This window comes from Spirosoma rhododendri (genome assembly GCF_012849055.1).
Classification (GTDB): Bacteria; Bacteroidota; Bacteroidia; order Cytophagales; family Spirosomataceae; genus Spirosoma; species Spirosoma rhododendri.
The window spans coordinates 4,075,028-4,093,175 of the sequence record NZ_CP051677.1; the positions used below are offsets into that span (position 1 = coordinate 4,075,028).

The 18,148-nt window shown below is 54.8% G+C and carries 17 protein-coding genes; 10 read left to right on the forward strand and 7 right to left on the reverse strand.

Annotation, left to right across the window (positions count from 1 at the left end):
- Window positions 1-232: 232 nt before the first annotated feature.
- The 4 genes from HH216_RS16915 to HH216_RS16930 form a co-directional block, all read right to left on the reverse strand.
- Window positions 233-1,294: a patatin-like phospholipase family protein gene (locus HH216_RS16915; protein WP_169551870.1), complete on the reverse strand. Its 1,062-nt coding sequence runs from the start codon at window positions 1,292-1,294 to the stop codon at window positions 233-235.
- A gap of 167 nt (window positions 1,295-1,461) precedes the next feature.
- Window positions 1,462-2,043, reverse strand: a complete 582-nt coding sequence (locus HH216_RS16920; protein ID WP_169551871.1) for an opacity family porin — start codon at window positions 2,041-2,043, stop codon at window positions 1,462-1,464.
- Window positions 2,044-2,178: 135 nt separating this feature from the next.
- Window positions 2,179-2,883, reverse strand: coding sequence for an MraY family glycosyltransferase (locus HH216_RS16925; RefSeq protein WP_169551872.1), 705 nt, complete (start codon window positions 2,881-2,883; stop codon window positions 2,179-2,181).
- 46 nt (window positions 2,884-2,929) lie between these two features.
- Window positions 2,930-4,054 (reverse strand): 3-keto-disaccharide hydrolase, encoded by a 1,125-nt coding sequence (locus HH216_RS16930; protein WP_169551873.1) that lies wholly within the window; start codon window positions 4,052-4,054, stop codon window positions 2,930-2,932.
- A gap of 152 nt (window positions 4,055-4,206) precedes the next feature.
- Here HH216_RS16930 and HH216_RS16935 point away from each other — a divergent pair, with 152 nt between their 5' ends.
- From HH216_RS16935 to HH216_RS16960, 6 genes are all read left to right on the forward strand, one after another.
- On the forward strand, window positions 4,207-5,076 hold the full coding sequence (locus HH216_RS16935) for an ATP-binding cassette domain-containing protein (RefSeq protein WP_169551874.1): 870 nt from the start codon (window positions 4,207-4,209) through the stop codon (window positions 5,074-5,076).
- On the forward strand, window positions 5,073-5,894 hold the full coding sequence (locus HH216_RS16940) for a hypothetical protein (protein ID WP_169551875.1): 822 nt from the start codon (window positions 5,073-5,075) through the stop codon (window positions 5,892-5,894). The genes HH216_RS16935 and HH216_RS16940 overlap by 4 nt, the downstream gene beginning before the upstream one ends.
- Before the next feature lie 2 nt (window positions 5,895-5,896).
- Window positions 5,897-6,289, forward strand: a complete 393-nt coding sequence (locus tag HH216_RS16945) for a GntR family transcriptional regulator (protein ID WP_169551876.1) — start codon at window positions 5,897-5,899, stop codon at window positions 6,287-6,289.
- Entirely contained in the window at window positions 6,286-6,975 is a 690-nt protein-coding gene (locus HH216_RS16950) for a hypothetical protein (RefSeq protein ID WP_169551877.1), read from the forward strand. The genes HH216_RS16945 and HH216_RS16950 overlap by 4 nt, the downstream gene beginning before the upstream one ends.
- A gap of 201 nt (window positions 6,976-7,176) precedes the next feature.
- Window positions 7,177-7,827: a hypothetical protein gene (locus HH216_RS16955; RefSeq protein ID WP_169551878.1), complete on the forward strand. Its 651-nt coding sequence runs from the start codon at window positions 7,177-7,179 to the stop codon at window positions 7,825-7,827.
- 582 nt (window positions 7,828-8,409) lie between these two features.
- Window positions 8,410-10,212, forward strand: a complete 1,803-nt coding sequence (locus tag HH216_RS16960; RefSeq protein ID WP_169551879.1) for a M61 family metallopeptidase — start codon at window positions 8,410-8,412, stop codon at window positions 10,210-10,212.
- Between the two features lie 89 nt (window positions 10,213-10,301).
- On the opposite strand, the gene HH216_RS16965 is transcribed toward HH216_RS16960, so the two are convergent.
- The gene (locus tag HH216_RS16965) at window positions 10,302-11,192 is read right to left on the reverse strand and encodes an alpha/beta hydrolase (RefSeq protein ID WP_169551880.1); all 891 of its coding nucleotides are present in this window, start codon (window positions 11,190-11,192) and stop codon (window positions 10,302-10,304) included.
- A 177-nt stretch (window positions 11,193-11,369) separates the two neighbouring features.
- On the opposite strand from HH216_RS16965, the gene ahr reads away from it, so the two are divergent.
- The gene (gene ahr, locus HH216_RS16970; RefSeq protein ID WP_169551881.1) at window positions 11,370-12,386 is read left to right on the forward strand and encodes an NADPH-dependent aldehyde reductase Ahr; all 1,017 of its coding nucleotides are present in this window, start codon (window positions 11,370-11,372) and stop codon (window positions 12,384-12,386) included.
- A gap of 175 nt (window positions 12,387-12,561) precedes the next feature.
- Window positions 12,562-13,758, forward strand: coding sequence for a Gfo/Idh/MocA family protein (locus HH216_RS16975; protein ID WP_169551882.1), 1,197 nt, complete (start codon window positions 12,562-12,564; stop codon window positions 13,756-13,758).
- Between the two features lie 74 nt (window positions 13,759-13,832).
- Here the strand turns inward: HH216_RS16975 and HH216_RS16980 are convergent, their stop codons facing one another.
- Entirely contained in the window at window positions 13,833-14,498 is a 666-nt protein-coding gene (locus HH216_RS16980) for a DinB family protein (RefSeq protein ID WP_217371868.1), read from the reverse strand.
- A 214-nt stretch (window positions 14,499-14,712) separates the two neighbouring features.
- On the opposite strand from HH216_RS16980, the gene HH216_RS16985 reads away from it, so the two are divergent.
- On the forward strand, window positions 14,713-15,348 hold the full coding sequence (locus HH216_RS16985) for a hypothetical protein (RefSeq protein ID WP_169551883.1): 636 nt from the start codon (window positions 14,713-14,715) through the stop codon (window positions 15,346-15,348).
- 58 nt (window positions 15,349-15,406) lie between these two features.
- On the opposite strand, the gene HH216_RS16990 is transcribed toward HH216_RS16985, so the two are convergent.
- Window positions 15,407-16,558 (reverse strand): amidohydrolase, encoded by a 1,152-nt coding sequence (locus HH216_RS16990; RefSeq protein WP_169551884.1) that lies wholly within the window; start codon window positions 16,556-16,558, stop codon window positions 15,407-15,409.
- 143 nt (window positions 16,559-16,701) lie between these two features.
- Between HH216_RS16990 and HH216_RS16995 the strand changes: the two genes are divergently transcribed.
- A complete protein-coding gene (locus HH216_RS16995) occupies window positions 16,702-17,991 on the forward strand; it encodes a M20/M25/M40 family metallo-hydrolase (protein ID WP_169551885.1) in 1,290 nt (429 codons plus the stop codon).
- Window positions 17,992-18,148: the final 157 nt, after the last annotated feature.

Sequence of the window (18,148 nt, forward strand, 5' to 3'; positions counted from 1 at the left end):
CTTTTTTGTCATCCCGACGCAGGAGGGATCTTCGGTAGGAGCAAATAAAGCCGCCTACTACCGAAGATCCCTCCTGCGTCGGGATGACAAAAAAGGCCATTTTGGCTCGTAAAATGCTGCCTCAAGCAACCTCTAAAAGAGAGAAATTCATTCGCGGAGTGCTCCCCCTTCAGGGGTGGGGGTATGGGAGGTTTGGCGGCAAGTTAGCCGCGCCTGACAGAGAGATGGGTTACTAATTTGCTGCCGGGGCGGCTGTTTTCAGCCGGTGGTTGATCAGCGTATCGGCCAGCTTGTCGAGCGTGCTGGCGCAGTTGGTGGCCGTGATCTTGCCCACCTCAAGTAAAGCCTTCATGTTTTTAGGCGTCGCGTTATCCATTGCCATATCGGCATCGCCCAGATCTGATGGCTGAATCCGGATGTACTGTTCGGGGTGCTTCACGGCCTCGTACATCTTGGCCAGGTGGTAATCGGTCACTTCAGCGGCTCCCGACATCATAATGTCGATCACGGGCCGAACCCAGCCAATTGATCCCCAGTCTTTAGCCACCTTGTAGGGATACGGCTCGGCTTCGCTGCCCGTTCCGAGCGATACAATCAGCAGGTCTTTGGCCGTGAGTTTGGGGTACATATTGCGTACTTCCGAATAGGCACACAACGACGGATTGTTGGCGAACACACCACCGTCGATCAGCGGGTAGCCCACCTCATCGAGGGAGTGAACCATGGCCGTTTCGAAGTAAGTAGGAGCCGCCGACGTAGCCCGCGCTACGTCGCGCACGTAGAAATCGTGGGAGTTGCCGCGCTTTCTAGCGTCGTTCTGATTGAAAAAATGGGTGCGCCGACGGCGGATGTCGTAGGACGTGATGAGGCAGGGGCGGAGTAGTTCGCTCAGTTTGGTGTTGCCCAGAAACCGTCTCAGGGCGCGTTCCAACTGCGCAGCATCGTGTTTTTCATCGAGCACCCCATCGGCCGACTGAACCTTTTTCCAGACTGGAATCTCGAAAATTTCGTCGCCGTGTTCGAGGTAGAGGTTTACTGCCTGTTGAGCCGAGAAGCGGGGCCGGTCCGGCTGTTTTGAATCAGGACAGAGGTATAGACTCGTCAGGATTCCGCCCGTCGACGTACCGGCGATGAAATCGAAAAAGTCAGCGATGCGGGGCGTGTCCGAAAACTGCTGCTGTAGGTCTGTATTCTGGGCTATTTTTTTAGCTAGTTTTTCTTCCAGCGTGACCAGTACCTGGCCGGGAATGATGCCGCGAATACCTCCGCCGTCGATAGAAAGGATAGTGTACATGTTCAGGATAGTTTTTGGTTTGACTGACCGGACCGGCCGTTTCTTAGTCGGGAAACGGCCGGTCTGAGCCAACGAAAATCCAGTACTGAACAAACTTAGTAAAGCGGAAAAACACGCTTTTGAGTAAACGGCAGTTATGTGCTGGTCAGTTGGTTAGCTGATCCGGGTTAGCGCCTGCCGAATTTGACGAAGCCACCAGCGTTGACAAGCAGGAAATGAGCGGTATAACCCCGGTCGACAAGAAACTGATAACTAGCATCGAGGCTTAGACCCGCTGTTGGCGTGATCGCATATTGCAGCCCGGCTTTAGGCCCGAGAATTAGATTGGAGTCATTGCCGCGATATGACGATGTTTTGCCAGCTGTGGTGTACTCATTTTTGTACCAACTGTGATAGACGCCGATTTCAGCGCCGATGTATGGTTGCAGGGCAGATTTCACCGTGAAAAAATACTCCACCTGTCCGGTTCCAGAGAGAGCCGAACCTCTGTTGGAAGACGATACTCCGCCGTATTGATACGAACTGCTTCGGGTAAAATAGCGGGTGTTCAGGCCAATCGCCAGATTGGGTTTGACGAAGTACCGGAGGGTAGCTCCGGGCCCCCACACCCCATCGCTGGGGGATGTGCCTCTAGCTGTTGGGATTAGCCGACCGCCGGTAACGTTAATCTGAAATTGCGCATACGAACTGGTCGAAAGCAGCGTGAAGAGAACCGCAGTAATTGCAATCAGGTTGAAAATTATACGCATGGTGTAAAAGGTTGATAGAGTGCCTATTGGTGGGAGTGAGAAGTAAGGACATTCGTTGGCTCACCAATGAAAATATAGTAACTGGTTGCGGTCGAGATACTTAAACGGTTTTCAAAACCTTCTAGGTATGCGAAATCACCTGTCGAGGTGCAGCGTATCCCGTGTTTGTTGGTACGACAGGATCAGGTCGTTTTTCGTGGTGTCGTATGTCAACTTGAAATGGGTTCCGTAGAAAGTCGGGGTATTGTTGATCGGGGAGTTTTCTGGCGTCGTGAAGCGTTTTTGTTTGTTGTCGTTTGTTGTGGCGAAACCGCTGATGTATTGTTTGGAAAAAAACTTCCGCTCAACGAACGGGAACCACCGAAAGCTGGTGAACAGCGACACCTCGGAACCGCCTGTAGCCGTGGTTGCATTGCCACGACCGTATTCTCGGTAAAGCGTACTGCCGTTTATCCTGACCGATCTTGACGGCTCAAACTCGCCCACTATGAAAGCAAGTCCCAGAATGCCAATCGTGCTGAATAAGCAGCTTAATCCGAATAAAATGACCAGCAGAACGCTGGAGAAAATCAAACTGACTTTGTTTTTTTTCGAAGTGCCCAGCCAGAGCAATACACAAATAGCCAGATAAAAAAGCCCCAGGAAAACACAGTCAATGGCATCAGACGAGGTCGAAACGTTTGTGAAAAGTGCCAGGCTAACAAATGCAAGTGTGCCGACCGACACACGCGCCAGCATTTTTTGCCGGTCAGGGCGATTCCTATTCACTTTGACCAGTATCATGCCGATTATCGGATTCGCCACCAGCGAGAACAACGCGATAATAAAAATTGCCTCCATAAACCGACTGCTTTAAACGAATACTGTTGATCTGACAAGCTATGCATTAGCGGCTTTGCAGCGTTACTGTCAGATCAGGAACCGGCCCCAGCACCGTTTCCAGCCGGAGCGTAGCCGTTACGGATTTGCCGGGAGTATCTGATAGAAGCATGACGAGCAAATCAAGGGTTTCGCCCCGTTTCAGTCGCCGGGGGAAGGGCGGTAGCTTCACCCGGAATTGATCGCCCGCCGGGCCGCTTAACTCCACCGCCACCAGCTCGACGGCGTCGCCCCGGTTGGTGATCCGAACGGTTTGCGGTTTGTCGGGGATGAGGTCGGTTAGGGTGGTTTTGTCGGCGGAAAGGCTTAGCGATTGGGGAGACGCGTAACTGATCGGGCGCAGTTGAATCTGCCGGTAATAAACCTCGGCCCCTTCCGACTGAAGCTGAATCTTGCCGCGTGTCGTCTGCTGGTGAATCGCCGGGCGGTAGGTGTTGAACAACCGGTTGACTACATAACCGTTGATAATATAGACCGCATCGGCCCCGCGCGTAATCAGCTCGACGGTGTTCCACTGCCCGTGCGGACGCTCAAAATTTCCCGATCGATACACGCGTCCACTACCAACGGCGTCGGCATTGCGCCGTAAGGGAGCGTCGAACGCGTACTGATCCAGCACTTTTCCGCGCACGGTTACCGGCTGCATCGGGAACTCCGCCGACCCTGCGCCAACCCCGAAGAAGTCGCCGATTTCGCCCTCCTGAATCTGGAGTTCGCTGCTGCGAAGCCAGCAATTATAAGCAAACGAGTACGGGCCGGTGGCATGGTAAAGCAGCCCCGCATCGCGCCGGGTACTGTCGCTGGGGTACCACTTTTTCGTGCCCCAGCGGACATCCAGTCGCAGGTGATAGTTGTCGTATTCATGCCAGGTACTGATCCCACCCCAGAGTTGTCCCGATGCCCGAATAGCCCCATCGGCCACGGTGAATACGTGCAGCGGGTCGTTGTTCAGGCCATAGGGGGGCTGGTTGGTACCCTCCGGCTGCCGCAGGTACATATCCCAGCCCGCCAGACTTTTTCCGTTGAATAGGGAGGTCCATCGTCCGGCGGGCAGTGATTGGGTCCATGCGAGTTGCGATAGGCTGATGAACAGCAGGCTGCATGCGATGCGACCGATAAACCGGAAAGACATATGTATGTGTGTTGGTGCAGCAAGATACTACGTGTCATAGCCTGTTTCCACTGCCGGTCGACCGTATACGAAATTTTATTGAGTGACTACTTGACAGCGATAATTAGAACGCTTACTATTGCGGTGTACTATTTATCTAATACACTATAACAATGATTGTACTGGATGATGTCGCGTTTGGCTACAGCCGCAAAAAGCCGTTGTATGCCGGGCTGAACCTGACGCTAAGGCCGGGTTCGGTGTATGGGTTGCTGGGACCGAATGGGGCCGGAAAGTCGACGCTGCTGCGGCTGTTGTCGGGGCTGCTCTATCCACAGCGTGGCCAGATCAGGGTAGGGGAACGGGTGCCGGGCGACCGACAGCCTGCGTTCCTGGAAGAGCTGTTTCTGGTGCCGGAGGAGTTTTACCTGCCGCCCGTTCGCATTCGGCAGTTTGTCGAGAGCAACGCGCGCTTTTATCCGGGCTTCAGCCATGAGCAGATGAATCATTACCTGCGCGAGTTTGGTCTGGCCGATACGCAGAAACTGAACGAACTGTCGTACGGCCAGAAAAAGAAGGTGCTGATCGGCTTTGGGCTGGCTACCAATACGGCCCTGCTGCTCATGGACGAACCCACTAACGGACTCGATATTCCGTCGAAGAGTCAGTTTCGGCGGTTGGTGGCGGGGGCGGTCGATGAGCGCCGGACGGTCGTGATTTCGACCCATCAGGTGCGCGACCTCGAAGCCCTGATCGACCCGGTCATTATCCTGGCCGAGCGCGATAGTCGGATGACGGTGGCCCTGCAAGCCAGCGTCGAAGAGATTACGGCGCGGCTGTGGTTCGGTATGTTGCCGACGCTGGACACACATCGGCCCATCCTGTTTTCGGAGCGGGCTGTGGGCGGTTATGCCGTGGTGGCCGAGAACCCCACCGGCGAACCCAGCCGACTTGATCTGGAACGCCTGTTCAACGCCGTTCAGGCCGATCCTGCCCGTATCCGCACGTTGTTCGCATCATCTTCAACCGTTGCTGTTCTATGAATCAGACCTTTTCCCTGAGCCGCTTCGGTCGGCTCCTGCGCACGTATTTTGTAGAAAACCGGAACGTTCTGCTGGCCAATGTCGCGGTACTATTTGTGGGGCTGGCTGGACTGGCTTTCCTCATATATTCTAGCTTTCCCTGGTCCATTCCACGCACTCGCGCTATGCTCCTGTTTTTTGCCGGTGGGGTAGCCTGGTATGTATTTACTGTTCAACAAATCACCTTATTAAATGAGAAAGAACGGGCAATTACGTATTTGCTGCGTCCCGCATCGAAACTAGAAAAGTGGGCGCAACTCGTATTGGTTTCCGGGCTAGGATTCATCATAGCGTACACACTGTTGTTTACCGTAATTGATACGGTTGGAGTCTGGTACGTCAACCATCGAGAATGGAAGCCTGAACAACTGAAAGATTTGCTTGATCGATCAACGATAAAGCCGTGGTTTGAACCGAGTCAATTGCGCGAGATACCCCCAATGCTCTGGGTTGACGCACTTTTGTTACATCCAGTGGCACTGGCACTGGCCTTACTGATTCGCCGGTACACATTACCCCTGATTCCGGTAATTCTATTCTTTGCGCTGATTCTCGTAATACTGATTAATCATCAATTGCTGAGCGGTATGATTGATTCTGTGAAAGAGGTGTCAGCGTCCCCCTTTGACAAAATGTCTGTTTTGCGGACGAGTGACGATTGGAAGACGGTAGCACTGCCTCAACCTGTTGGTGATGCAATCCGCTACGGGGTCGGTGCGTTGGTGATGCTTTTGTTGTATGTAATGGCCTTTTTCCGGCTGAAAGAACGGGAGGTGTGAGTATGGAATTTCGTGATAAACAAGCCATTTACCTGCAAATCGCCGAGTACGTCAGCGAGCAGGTACTGCTGGGCCGCTGGAACGCGGGCGACCGCATACCGTCGGTGCGCGAACTGGCGGCCGAACTGGAAGTAAACCCAAACACTGTGATGCGGACCTACGAATTTTTGAGTCAACAGGGCGTGATCGCTAATAAGCGCGGCATTGGCTACTTCCCCGCCGACGACGCGACCGACAAAATCCGGTCGTTTCGGCGCGAGCAGTTTCTGGCGAACGACCTGCCTATTTTCTTTAAAAACCTGACACTGCTCGGTATCGACCTGCGCGAAATCGAACAGCGGTACGAACAGTTTGCTGCTATGCAATCAACTCCACAAACCCCCGTTCAGCCATGAAAACAAGCTATTATCTGCTGATTGCTGCGATTCTGATTACCCTGACGGGTATGGTCACTACGGACGTACTGTTAAAGCGGGAATACGAGAAAATTGATTGGAGCAACCCGTATCAGTTTTTCGCCCGGCGCCCCCTGCCTGCGGCTAAACATATTGTGATTGAGGGGACACAGAGCCGGGATATTCTTGTCGAAACGGGTCCGCAGGCGCAGGCCCTTGTTGCACCCGAAGATAGTTTGTTCTTTAGTTTCCGAATGCAGCACGACACATTACATGTTTCATTCAACCCGGATACGGCAGATCATCAGCGACCAATTCAAACCGTCTGGAATAGTAGGTTGACAGGCTTGGTACTTCGGCTACCTGCGTTTGTCAGCGTGAATGGAATTAACACCCGGCTAACCATACAGGACCGGACGCAGCCTACGCTTGATGTGTCATTACAGAACAGTGTTCTGTTTGCAAATAAACTGACCGCTTCTCCTTCACTCCGGTTAACCGAAACACAGAACAGTTTTGCCATACTAAGAAGCGGAAGCTATAAAGCAGTGGAAGTGACTGTTCAGGATTCGAGCGAAATTCATCTGGACGGCACGCGCATTGATGCTTTTACCTCGACACTGTCAGACCGGGCCGAAGTGAGATTGACCGGGCAGGCAAACCGCTGGGTAAAGCGAAATCCGTAATCGGCCAAGTAGTTCTACTTGTTTTGTAGATATATACGCCGAATAATAAGCAGTCTGTTGATAATCAGTAGTATAGGGCGAAATTTGTGTCTCCTCTAACCACTGACTATCATGAATACTCCTGCTACATTAACCGATCATTCGGCCAGAATGGGGCCTGAGCCACCGATGTTTCAACGATTGAGTGCGGTTGAAATATTCGTGAAAACCACCGTTGGTACGGTGCTGTTTCTGGGCTGGCTGCTGCTGTTTATCTTCGGTATGAGTCTGAAAGCCGACGATTATCGTGGCCAGATTTTCAAAAACGAACACTTAGATCTGAGCTACCTATTGCTGTACGCCACGACCTTTACACCAACCAATGTAGCTGTACTGGCGTCGCTGGCCGGGGTGCTGGGTGGATTCGCCAGTAATCTGGCGGCCAGTAACCAGTTCCGCTATGTTCGTCCGGCCACGCTCGACCCTAATTCCGACGACTTCAAAAGCTATCTGTACATGACCGAAAGTCCGCTGGTGTCGATGCTGCGGGGGTTTATCACGTACCTGATTTTCATTGCCGGGTCGTACCTGACCAACTTTACCACCTCGGTCGATCCGCGCGACACGGCCAGTTTTGTTGGGCTGACGGCTTCGTCGTACTTCAAATTTGCGGTGTCGGTGTCACTGCTGGCGTATCTGGCGGGCTACGATCCGTCGCGGATGAAAGGCCTTATCAACTCCATCAATCTGGTTCGGAAAGACCCAACTCCCGTTACGCCCACGACGACGATCACGCACCAGACAACCGAGAGCGTGCAGGTAGCCAAGACGCCGGGCGATCCGGCACGGAATGGACAGTCGACGATCCGTTGACGGGAACACACTGCTACTAAATGAAGAACGTCCGGTTCCGCCCTTGTCGATAAGACTGGCTGGAACCGGACGTGTTTGTTAGAAGCGGTGGGTACTAAAACGCCAGAATGGTTTAAAACAGCAGGCGCAGTACGGTAGCAGTGAATACGACGGACGTTACAATGACGAAAATCCAGGCGCCCAGGCTAACCAGATCAATTGAGGTGTTGCGAATGGTTATCATTTCTTTTTTGTGTTACGGTAACTGTAAGACAAGAATAGTGCTAAAAAGTAACACGGCAATGAGTGTATTTCTAGAATTAATATTGATTTAATGATTTTTACCTGAGTAATTCTACGTACGTCGGGGTTAGTGGATGAAATAGACAGTTACATTGGTCATGCAACAAGTGGCCCGGTACGGTTTCTAATCGGTGAGAATCCTGCAACGGTGCCCACGCGGTCTTTTGCTGTCGAACTAGCTAACCAGTATTACAGATACGAAGACCGCCCATCCCGAAATCAGTCCGCCGACAAACAGGTAGGTTGAGTCGTCGGCCGGACGGTTGTAGCTTGCAGCTTATTTAGCTCATTACGCACTTCATGATGCACTTTCGTTCTGCATTACTGGCGTCGGGTCTGTTGCTGACGCAACTGGCGCTGGCCAAACCCAAAACGCCCCTCGTTTACGACATCAACCTCAACGACCGCGCCGACGATCAGTTTAAGGTCACGCTGCACGTCGACGGCCTGACGCCTGATAACGCCATCTACCAGTTTGCGTCGACGGCCCCCGGTACGTATCAGATCATGGACATTGGCCGGTACGTTCGGTCGTTCAAGGCGTTCGACGCGAAAGGGCGCGAACTAAAAACCGAAGCTGTATCGACTAATCAGTGGAAACTCGATCAGCCGCAGAAAGTGCGCACGATTCAGTACAGCATCGCCGAAACCTGGGATACACCCGTCAAGGAGCACCATCCGTACAACATGTGCGGCACGTCGATCGAGAAAGACCACGCGCTCATCAACGGGCAGGGGGTGTTTGGCTACCCAACCGGTATGCAGGACGCACCCATCGAGGTGAAGATTGCCCGCCCGGCGGAGTGGGAGGTGGGTACCGCGCTGGACAAAACGGTGTCGGGCACGTTCCTGGCCGATAACTACGACCGTATCGTCGACTCGCCGATCCTGCTGGGTAAGCTGACCAAAGCCAGCACGACGGTGGCCGGGGCACAGGTCGATATGTACACCTACTCGAAAACCGATCAGGTAACCTCGCAGCAACTGCTCGATAATATGAAGTCGATGCTGACGGCTGCCGGGCAGTTTCTGAAGCAGTTGCCGGTGAAACGCTACACGTTCCTGTACCACTTCGAAGACCAGAGCTGGGGCGCGTGGGAGCATTCGTACAGCTCGGAGTACGTGCTGAAAGAAGCACCCTACTCGCAGCAGCTGGCCGATGAGGTGACGTCGATTGCGGCCCACGAGTTTTTCCACGTCGTGACGCCCCTCAACATCCACAGCGAGATTATTCAGCAGTTCAACTTCGTAACGCCCACGCCCTCGGAGCACCTGTGGCTGTATGAAGGCGTAACCGAATGGGCCAGCAAAGCCATGCAGCTACGCGGTGGCCTGATGGATTTACCAACCTACCTGGGCGAGATGACCCAGAAGATCGGGCAGGACAAAAGCTACGACAGCACGTACAGCCTTGCCAAACTCGGCCTGACCTGCTACTCAGATTCGGGGCAGCGGCAATACGGCAACATCTACGCCCGTGGTGCCCTGACGGCCGGATTACTCGACATTCGTCTGCTTGAACTGTCGGGTGGGAAGCGGGGTCTGCGCGAAGTGATTAACGAACTGGCGACGACCTACGGCCCGAACCGCCCATTTCCCGAAGCGGATTTCTTCACCATCTTCACCCAGAAAACGTACCCCGAAATCGGCGATTTCTTCAACCGCTACGTGAAAGCCGCCGAGCCGCTGCCCTACGCCGACTATTACGGCAAGCTGGGCGTTACGTTTACCCCCGCCACCCCAACGGGGCAGAAAGCGGCCTGGCTGGGTATGAAGCCGACCTACCTCGACACCGATTCAAAGTTTGTACTGACGGGCATCAGTGAGCCATTACTGAAAGCCGGGTTGAAGGAAAACGACGAGTGGACCGGCTTCAACGGACAACCCGTAAAACTGGAAACCATTGCGCCGGTGCAGAAAGCCGTACGGCAACTGAAGCCGGGCGAAACCTACACTGTCACCGTCCGGCGCGACGGGCAGGACGTAAACCTGACACTGCCCGTGCAGGAGCGCGAAATCGTCAAACGCTTCGCCTTCACCCCTGATCCGCAGGCCACCCCGCAGCAACTCCAGCTCCGCGACGCGTGGATGAAGAATCTGTAGTTGGGTTTAATGTTTGTAGTTCAAAGTTTAAGGTTGACTCCAGCAGCAAGATGCCAGTGATAGCAACGTTAAACCTTGAACCACAAACATTAAACCCGCGAAATAAACGCCACCTGATCGCGGATGGCCTGATGGGCTTCGGGGAGCCACCAGAACAGCATGAATACGTGGATCATCGCTGGATACTCCTCAAACCGAACTGACTGTCCATCGGCCTGCATCCGCTGCACCAGCTTGCGGACTTCGTGAATCAGAATGTCGTGCGTACCCATCTGAATCAGTACCGGCGGCAGACCGCTCAGATCGGCGGAGAGGGGCGACAGGAGCGGGTTGGCCGGGTCGGACTGTCGCACGTACGACTGATCGACGTAGTCGCGGTAGGCGTCCGAGAGCATCGGGTCGGGCGGGTGGCCTTCCCAGCCAATTTTGTTCATGTTTGCCACCGGCGACAGCAGTACCAGCTTTTTCGGCAGCGGTGCCCCCAGCGTTCGCAGGTTAAGCGTCGTCGTCAGCGACAGGTTACCCCCGGCACTGTCGCCACTGATGAGCCAGTTGTCGGGTAGTCTGTCCTGTTGCTGCAAGGCCTGAATCACGGCCGTAATGCTGTTGATCGCGGCTGGAAACGGGTGCTCGGGTGCGAGCGGGTAGGGGATGACCAGTACGGCGTAGCGCAGTCGGCGGCTCACACGCAGGCAGTGGTACCAGTGAAGGTTGGTCGGGCCGGTCACGAAACCGCCCCCCGGCAGGTAGATCAGCACCCCCCGGTCGCGGCTGGATTCGTTGAGCCAGTAGCAGCGCAGACCGGCGATGTCTTCGGCCACAAAGCCCAGTTTCGCAGCCGTTTTGAAATCGCCGATGCGGTTTTTGCCATGCTTGCTAAGCCAGAGAAACAACCGGGGAACTTGGAACAGCCGGAAGCCCTTTTCGAGCACTTTACTCTGCCAGCTGGGGCCGGGCGATGGGGAGGGAGTTCTTAGCATAGGGACGTTTCGGGAAGAAAGACGACACAAAGACGAAGGTCAATGTACCCGGTTTTCGGCAGTCCGCAAACTCGATTTAATGCGTGTCGATACATGCAATGGGAACCGTTTGGGTAATCAGCCGGTAATGGGGTCAGGTATCACGCTGATACTTGTACTAAAAATCCCAACCAACTTATGAGTTCAGTACAGGCATGGGCCGCGCATTCGGCGGCCGGAAAACTGGAACAGTACACCTACGACCCCGGTCAGCTGGGCCCGGAAGATGTCGACATTGCGGTGGAGTATTGTGGCGTTTGCCACTCCGATTTGTCGATGCTCAACAATGAATGGGGTATTTCGGCGTATCCGCTGGTACCGGGCCACGAAGCCATCGGCCGGGTGGTAGCCATGGGCGACATTGCCGCTCAGAAAGGGCTGAAAATCGGTCAGCGCGTGGGTGTTGGCTGGAACGTGGGCAGCTGCCTGCACTGCGAACCCTGCCTGGAAGGCGATCAGCATCAGTGTACGTCGGTTCAGCCGACGATCGTAGGTCACCACGGCGCGTTTGCGTCGCACGTGCGTAGCCACTGGGTTTGGGCTGTACCTATCCCCGACGGCGTCGATGCCTCGGCGGCCGGGCCGCTGCTGTGCGGTGGTATCACCGTGTTTGCACCCCTGCTCAATCAGGACATTCTGCCCACCCACAAAGTTGCCGTGTTCGGCATTGGCGGACTGGGTCACATGGCCGTGCAGTTCCTCAACGCCTGGGGCTGCGAAGTGACGGCCTTCACGTCGAGCGCCGACAAGCACGCTGAAGCGAAAGAACTGGGTGCTGATTTCGTAGCGTCGAGCCGCGACGCCAGCGACATGAAGAAACTCGCCAACTCGTTCGACTTTATCCTGATTACGGTCAACGTTTCGCTCGACTGGAACGATATTATCGGGATGCTGAAACCGGGCGGTAAGCTGCACTTCGTTGGTGCCGTGCTGGAGCCGGTACCGGTACATGTGATGATGCTGGTGCTGGGCAAAAAATCCATTTCGGGTTCACCGACGGGTAGCCGCAGTCAGATCGACCGGATGCTTCAGTTTGCCGCTCACCATCAGATTTCGCCCGTTGTGGAGCACTTCCCAATGAGTCAGGTCAACGAAGCGATGGAGCACCTGCGTTCGGGTAAAGCCCACTACCGGATTGTGCTTGACGCAGAGTGATAGAATGGTTGAATGACTGAGTGATAGAATGATTGACTAATTGTGTTTTTGCCTTCATTCAATCATTCTATCACTCAGTCATTCAAACCTGCTGTTAACCTTTCACTAGTCCCGTGGGTTAAAAAGACGTTAACGGTCGGTGTGGTATCGACCTGATGCTCAACTAACCTGCGTTATGAATTACGAATCACTCTCGCGCCGGGGCTTCGTTCACCAGCTTGGGCTGGCGTCGCTGGCCGTTCCGGCGATAACCACGCTTGGCCTTCAGGCCTGTGGCGGACAGGCGGGCGAAAAAACGGCCGACGAAGCTACATCGACAACTGCGACGACCGGGGCTGCCCGCAAAATTGGTATCGCGCTCGTCGGGCTTGGGCAGTATAGCGAGGGGCAACTGGCTCCCGCACTCGAAAAAACGACCAACTGTCGACTGGCCGGTATCGTGACGGGAACGCCCGAAAAAGCCGAGAAGTGGAAGAAGAAGTACGACATTCCCGATAAGAACGTCTACGACTACAAAACCTTCGACACCATCGCCGACAACCCCGACATCGACGTGGTGTACGTCGTGTTGCCCAACGCGCTACACGCCGAATACGTTATCCGGGCGGCAAAAGCGGGTAAGCACGTGATCTGCGAGAAGCCGATGGCCATGACGCCTGAGGAATGTCAGCAGATGATCGACGCCTGTAAGAAAGCAGGGAAACAACTGTCGATTGGCTACCGGCTGCACTTCGAGCCGCACAATCAGGAGATGATGCGGCTGGGACAGAACCAGACGTTCGGGAAAATAAACAAGATCATCGCGCAGGACGGACAGGTGCAGAGTGAAGATAACCCGTGGCGGCTGGGCCGGGGTATTGGCAGCGGTGGCCCCATCCGCGACGTGGGCATCTACGCCTTGCAGGGAGCGATCTACACAAAGGGGCAAATTCCCATTGCGATCACCGCTAAATTTCACCCCATTACCGACCCAAAGAAATTCGATAAGGTCGAAGAAGGTGCTGATTTTCAGCTATACTTCTCCGACGGAACGACGGCCGACTGTTCCGCCAGCTTCAACAAAAAGATGAACAAGCTGCGGGCCGAAGCGGCCAACGGCTGGTTTGAGCTCGACCCGGCCTACGCGTACGGTGGCTTATCGGGCGAAACCAGCAAGGGTAAGATGAACATCGATAACGTGCCGCAGCAGGCCCGACAGATGGACGCCTTCGCGCAATGCATCCTGACCGACACACCGACGACCGTTCCCGGTGAACTCGGTATGCGCGACGTGCAGCTGATCTCCGCCATCTTCGAAGCCGCCCGCACCGGCAAGAAAATCGACACCAAAAACGTCATCCAGTACATGGACAAGTCGGCGCTAAAAGGTTGAATGATTGAATGATAGAGTGATTGAATAAACTGGCTTACGAACTCATTCAATCACTCTATCATTCAATCATTCCGTCACTCCTTCCCCGCCTTCATGCCCGGCAGGCGGCCTTTGAGCCAGGTCACCTGGCCCCGGTGGTTCGACTCGTGTTCGCAGACGTGGAACCACTTCCAGTACGTATTCACCGGCTGTTGCTTCGACCAGATTGGGTCAAGGGCCAGTAGCCACTTATCGTCTTTGGTCTTTAGTCTGGCGAGCGTTTCATCGCGCACAGCATTGATCTTGTCGAGATAATACTGTGCGTCGTGGCCTTTGATCTCGCTGCGCCCCGCGTCGCCCAGTTCCATAGCTGCGCCCCAGTCTTTTTTCTCCGCGTCGTTGAATTCCTGCCGTCCCTCGAAGGTGTTGATCTGATAAAATTTATCGGTTGCGCCGAGGTGCATAATCAACGCGCCGATGGTGTTGGCTTTCGCGTCGAACAGGTGATCGAGCTGGGTTTGAGTTAGGTCTTTTACCGTGCGGATGATCGTGTCGCGGTTGTAGCGCATCATCGACACCAGTGTCCCGATCATGGGGGAGTACCCTTCCACCGGCCCCACAACAAGCAGGTTGTTTTCTGGCGGAGCGGGCAGTGTGTGGGCCAGGGCGGGTAGGGCGCCGGTCAGGCTCAGGCTGGCGGCTGTGGCCAGGCTGCCATTCATAAACTGACGGCGCGAAACAGAATTGGACGATTGATTCATCGGTTGGAGAGTAATGGTGAACTGATGTAAGAAGAAGTGACTAAATCTGGTTGTCTGCTGATGTGCGGGAGAGAACGGTGTAATCAATGATCTGGGATGGGTATTTGTTGGCTAAAGTTGTATTTAATCTACATTTAACTATCTTAATTTCATTTGTATAGCTTACCTGACGTCGTTGTTCTCAATTGATTCACCACATCTGTTTACCGTCCTTATGCGCCTACTTAAACTACTCGTTCCGCTTGTTGCTATTGCTGGTCTGGTCAATGCCTGTAAAAAGGACGATGCACAGCCTCAGTCTGTTGCGAATGTATTGACGAATGGCGACTTTGAAACATCGCCCTATCAGGACTGGAAGATAGACATTAATAAAGTCTCAAAAACAAAATCCAACGGCTACACAATCGAGTACAGCACCGAAGCCGCGTCATCACCCAGCCATTCGATGAAAGTTAGTTGCAATGGCGCCTACAACGACTCGACATACCAGTTGATCCAGCAGTTTTTTTACCTGTCGAGTGCAACGGCCCCGGCGGGCGGGAGGGTGATTTCGATACCGACCGGGGGAAAGCTGACGATGAAGGTTAAAATCAAGACGGTCAACATCCAGGGCAACGGTATTTCCATCGCCATTGGCGGTAACTATGGTTCCGATCGGAAATATGAAACGGCATTTTATACCTCAACGGAAGGAAAAACGACGATTACCGGCACGAACGATTTTAAAGAGTACGCGATTACGTTCGATTCGTTTCCGGCGAATATGCACAGTATGTACGCGCTGATTTTTTTTCTGCCCAACACAATCGGTACGGCTTACTACGACGATGTGTCGTTGTCGGTCAATTGAGAAGGAAGACCATCCGAAAATGGCTGTTCATAAGCGGTCGTTCCCACAGAACGACCGCTTATGTATGTTTGAGATCGATCAGGGCACGGAATAGTCGGGCGGCCGGTTCGATTAAGTTGTCGTTGAAATCGTAGTCGTCGTTGTGTAGCGCGGGGCTGTCTTCACCCGCGCCGATGCCGAACATCGCCCCCCGAAAATGCTGCGTAAACAGGCCGAAATCCTCTCCCCAGCGAAAGGGTTGCGTCAGTTCCTGATAGGGGAACCCCAGTGTCTCGGCGCAGTTTCTGATCTGATCGACCGCATCCGCGTCATTCTCCGTCGCGTAAAACGGCTGTACGTCAGTGCTGTCGATAACCAGCTTGTGGGCGTCGGCCAGTGTGTCGAGCAGCTGACCGATCTGCTTTTTTAGGTCGTCCATCCGGGCGGGTGTCCGGCTGCGCAGCGTCAGATGAACCTGACCAGTACCGGGCGAGACACCGTACGACCAGTCGCTCATCGTGGTCTGCACCGGGGTAATCAGTGCGAAGGTGTCAAGCTGCGGGTCGGGTTGCTGGAGGGCGCGGCTTTGCAGAACAAACTCGGCCATCGCGTAGGCCGGATTGTTTCCGTTTTCTGGTTCGGCCGCGTGCGAAACGTGTCCTGTAAAGCGGATATCCATACCCGATACCGAAGCCGTAAACAGGCCGGGTTTGCAGACGATAACGCCCTCGGCAAACCCCGGCAGATTGTGCAGGGCGAAGACTCTGTCGGGTGGGCGCAGGGCCCTGAATGCGTTGTCGTGAAGGACCAGATCCGCTCCCTCACCCGTTTCTTCGGCGGGTTGAAATAGCAGATACACCAGACCGGTAGCGATCGGACTGGCGTGGAGCGAAGCCGCCAGCCTGACCAGAATGGCCGTGTGGCCGTCGTGCCCGCATTTGTGCGACACCCGCTCGTGCCGGGACTGGTGCGCAAACGTATTCGTTTCGGGAATGGGCAGCGCGTCGATGTCGGCCCGGATCAGCGTAACCGGCCCCCCGGTACCGGTACCGGTACCGTACCGGACCAGCAGCCCCGTACCGCCAATCGGCGTTATATCGGCCGGGTCGAACAGGCTGATAAACGCACGAATTCGCTGCTGCGTCTGCGTTTCCTGCCCCGACAGTTCCGGGAAGCGGTGCAATTCGTAACGAAACGCGACAAACGGGTCTGTCTGGAAGGGTAATTTCATGGCAAAGACGTTGGTTTGTCAAAGATGGGGATTTCGGACGGCTATATCCGGCAGGTTCCAATTAAAGCCAACGGCCCCTGATCGTGGTTTTCTGCGCCCGCTCCGTATTTTAGCCGGTACAACCTGTCAAAATTGTACCCGCTATGAAAAAACTGTTACCACTGTTCCTGCTGGGAAGTCTCGGCGTGTCCGCTTCCGGCGCGTCGGCACAGTCGCTGACCAAACCCGAAGCAACCCTCGTCGGTACCGTTACGAAGCAGCTGCCCGAAACGATGAGTTTTCTGGAAAAGGTCGTCAATATCAACAGCGGCACGCTCAACAAGGAAGGCGTACGGCAGGTCGGCGATCTGATGGGCGACGAACTGAAAAAGCTGGGCTTCGCCGTTGAATGGGTACCGCTGCCCGACTCGCTCAACCGGGCGGGGCACCTTGTGGCAACACGTACCGGCAAGCGGGGCAAAAAACTGTTTCTCATCGGTCACCTCGACACGGTCTTCGAGAAAAGCCTGCCGATGGAGCCCTACACCCGCGTCAACGACACAACGGCGGCCGGGCAGGGGGTAAACGACATGAAAGGGGGCGACGTGCTGATTATCGCGGCCCTGAAAGCGATGCAGACCCAGAAACTGCTGGATGATACGTCGATTACTATCTACATGACGGGCGACGAAGAAAGCTCCGGCGGCCCCGAAAGTCGGCGTGATTTCATCGAGCGGGCCCGGAAAAACGACATCGCGCTGGCCTTCGAAGGGGCGCAGGGGCTGCACAACGTTACGACGGGTCGGCGGGGGTCGAGTAGCTGGACGCTGACCGTAAAAGCCCGGACGGGCCATTCCTCACGCATCTTTAGTGATCTCGGTTATGGGGCTATCTACGAAGCCGCCCGCGTATTGACCGAGTTTCGGCGGCAACTGGGGCAGGAGCAATACCTGACCTTCAATCCCGGTCTGATCGTTGGTGGTTCGTCGGTGAAATACGACGACAAAACCGCCCGCGCCGAAACCGTTGGCAAAACCAATATCGTCGCCGAATCGGCGCTGGTGAAGGGCGATCTGCGGTTTCTGGGTGAAGCGCAGAAGGAAAAAGCCCGCGCCAAAATGCGGGAGATCGTCGAGAAGAGTTTGCCGCTGACTGGTTCAAAAATCACCTTCGCTGACGGCATCCCGTCGATGGACCCCACGCCCGCCAACGAAAACCTACGCATGATCGTCGACAAAGTAAGCCGCGACATGGGTCTGGGGCCGGTTGGAGCCGTTGATCCCGGTAGCCGGGGCGCAGGCGATGTATCGTTCGTGGCCGAATTTATGCCCTGCCTCGACGGCCTGGGCGCGTCGGGGAAAGGCGCCCACAGCATCGAAGAAACCCTGAACCTGAAGGAATACCCGGTCCTGATTCAGCGCACCGCCCTGCTGCTGTACCGGCTGACACGATGAAAAAAGTTGGATAGTTGTAGAGTTGGATAGTTGTAAAGTTGCGGTTCCCCCGCAGCCGCGGACGGTGCCGGGACTGGCGCGTCAGCCCATCCGGCGGCTAGCTGCGAGCGGTAGCAACTTTACAACGCTATAGCTATCCAACTTTACAACTATAAAG

Excerpts from the sequence above, each read along its gene's own strand:
- HH216_RS16915 (WP_169551870.1), bottom strand. The coding sequence starts at position 1,294 with ATGTACACTATCCTTTCTATCGACGGCGGAGGTATTCGCGGCATCATT.
- HH216_RS16920 (WP_169551871.1), bottom strand. The coding sequence starts at position 2,043 with ATGCGTATAATTTTCAACCTGATTGCAATTACTGCGGTTCTCTTCACG.
- HH216_RS16925 (WP_169551872.1), bottom strand. The coding sequence starts at position 2,883 with ATGGAGGCAATTTTTATTATCGCGTTGTTCTCGCTGGTGGCGAATCCG.
- HH216_RS16930 (WP_169551873.1), bottom strand. The coding sequence starts at position 4,054 with ATGTCTTTCCGGTTTATCGGTCGCATCGCATGCAGCCTGCTGTTCATC.
- HH216_RS16935 (WP_169551874.1), top strand. The coding sequence starts at position 4,207 with ATGATTGTACTGGATGATGTCGCGTTTGGCTACAGCCGCAAAAAGCCG.
- HH216_RS16940 (WP_169551875.1), top strand. The coding sequence starts at position 5,073 with ATGAATCAGACCTTTTCCCTGAGCCGCTTCGGTCGGCTCCTGCGCACG.
- HH216_RS16945 (WP_169551876.1), top strand. The coding sequence starts at position 5,897 with ATGGAATTTCGTGATAAACAAGCCATTTACCTGCAAATCGCCGAGTAC.
- HH216_RS16950 (WP_169551877.1), top strand. The coding sequence starts at position 6,286 with ATGAAAACAAGCTATTATCTGCTGATTGCTGCGATTCTGATTACCCTG.
- HH216_RS16960 (WP_169551879.1), top strand. The coding sequence starts at position 8,410 with ATGATGCACTTTCGTTCTGCATTACTGGCGTCGGGTCTGTTGCTGACG.
- HH216_RS16965 (WP_169551880.1), bottom strand. The coding sequence starts at position 11,192 with ATGCTAAGAACTCCCTCCCCATCGCCCGGCCCCAGCTGGCAGAGTAAA.
- ahr (WP_169551881.1), top strand. The coding sequence starts at position 11,370 with ATGAGTTCAGTACAGGCATGGGCCGCGCATTCGGCGGCCGGAAAACTG.
- HH216_RS16975 (WP_169551882.1), top strand. The coding sequence starts at position 12,562 with ATGAATTACGAATCACTCTCGCGCCGGGGCTTCGTTCACCAGCTTGGG.
- HH216_RS16980 (WP_217371868.1), bottom strand. The coding sequence starts at position 14,498 with ATGAATCAATCGTCCAATTCTGTTTCGCGCCGTCAGTTTATGAATGGC.
- HH216_RS16985 (WP_169551883.1), top strand. The coding sequence starts at position 14,713 with ATGCGCCTACTTAAACTACTCGTTCCGCTTGTTGCTATTGCTGGTCTG.
- HH216_RS16990 (WP_169551884.1), bottom strand. The coding sequence starts at position 16,558 with ATGAAATTACCCTTCCAGACAGACCCGTTTGTCGCGTTTCGTTACGAA.
- HH216_RS16995 (WP_169551885.1), top strand. The coding sequence starts at position 16,702 with ATGAAAAAACTGTTACCACTGTTCCTGCTGGGAAGTCTCGGCGTGTCC.